General features: G+C 34.6%; 1 protein-coding gene. It reads left to right on the forward strand.

The annotated features are described in order from the left end of the window. Window positions 1-1,949: O-linked N-acetylglucosamine transferase, SPINDLY family protein (locus PX484_RS18350; protein ID WP_288105030.1), on the forward strand; the 1,949-nt coding region annotated here is incomplete at both ends.

Consider the following 1,949-nt stretch of genomic DNA (forward strand, 5'->3'; position numbering starts at 1 on the left):
AGAATATACTTTAGCTGAGGACTTTTACTTAAGAATTTTATCTTGGCGTGAACAATTAGCTTACATCTGGCACGATTTAGGATATTTATACTATATAATTAACCGACTAACAGAATCTTTTAACTGTTTGGCACGAGCCATCAACTTAGAGGAAAATCAAGCCTTATATCATTATACTATGGCCATGGTGCTAGAAAAACAATCCCGTTTAGATATAGCTTTATCAGCTTATCAAAAAGCGATTGATCTCAAGGATAATTTTCTCGATGCTTATAACAAACTGGGCAATTTATTTTATAAACTAGGGCAGCTAGAGTCAGCCGAAAAATTCTATCAGCAGGGAATTAATAAACAGGGTGATTTTTATCCTTTCTATATCAATTTAGGCAATGTCTATTTAGTTAAACAAGCTTGGACAGAGGCAAAAAATGCTTATAAAACGGCTCAACAACTGGCAGGAGATAGAGGAGAAATTAGTCAAAATCTCTCCCTTTGGGAAATTCTGCAAGCTGACCAAAAAAGAGCAAATCTTTATTCAGGTGATTATTTTTATCAAAGAAAAATCTATCAATTAGCATTAAACTATTATCAAAAATTATTAGCAATTAAAATAGAGGAGAGCAATTTTTATTTAAACTGCGCCCATTGCTATCTCATTCTTAAAGAAGAAAAACAAGCTTTGGAAGTGTATAAAAAAGGCATTGCCTATCATCCAGAAAATATTGATTTACATTTGCGCCTAATTTGGTTACTACAAAATAATTATCCGATCGAGGTGGCAATTCAAGCAACTAAATCGGCTTTAGAGTATCTTCCCGATCACCTATCTCTGAAGTTAGAATTAATGCGGTTAATGCCAATAGTTTACACAACTCAAGCCGATATTATGCAATATCGATCAAACTACGAGAAACAGTTAGATAATATCTTATCCAATCTTGATTTAACTACTACTAATCAACAACAGGATGCTTGGAAAAGTATTGGATTAAGAACTAACTTTTATCTTCAATATCAAGCTAAAAATGATTTAGAACTACAAAAAAAATATGGAGAATTGGTTTGTAAAATTGCCTCGGTTAACTTTCCTAATTGGGTGAAAAACCTAACCATGCCTACGGGAAAAATCCGCCTTGGCTATATTTCTGCTCACTTGCGTCATCACACAGTAGCGAAACTGTTTCAAGGATGGTTGCAGTGGCGAAATCGAGAGCAATTTGAAATTTACTGTTATGGAATAGATATTAATAACACCTGGGATAATTTTACCAAACAATATCAAGAGCAAAGTGATTATTTTTATCAATTTGATAATCTGGTCAATATAGGAAGAATTGCTCAACATATTTTAGATAATCAGTTACATATTCTGGTTTATTTAGATATTGGTATGGATGCTCGCACTACCCAACTAGCAGCATTGCGTTTAGCTCCAGTACAATGTGTAACTTGGGGCCATCCAATCACCTCAGGATTACCAACCCTTGATTATTTTATCTCCAGTGAATTAATGGAACCCACGGAGGGAGATAATCACTACAGTGAAAAATTAATTCGCTTATCTAATTTAGGTATTGCCTATGCTAAACCCTCGCTTCCTCCCCAGAGAAAAACTCGTTTAGAGATGGGATTAGCCGAGGATAAAATCATCTATTTAAACTGTCAGAGTTTATTTAAATATCTGCCAGAAAATGACGATATTTTTCCTAGAATTGCCCGACAAGTTCCCCACAGCCACTTTATTTTTATCTGTCATCGTAGCGAATTTGTGACCCATTGCTTTCAGTCGAGATTAAGTCAAGCTTTTGATAAGTATGGACTCAATTGGCAAGATTACGGGGTAATGATGCCACAATTAGAACAAAATGATTATTTTCAGCTTAACTTATTAGCAGACATCTATTTAGATAACTTAAGTTGGTCGGGGGGAAATACCACCTTAGAAGCAA

It is taken from the genome of Microcystis sp. M49636_WE2 (assembly GCF_030065375.1).
Classification (GTDB): Bacteria; Cyanobacteriota; Cyanobacteriia; order Cyanobacteriales; family Microcystaceae; genus Microcystis; species Microcystis aeruginosa_C.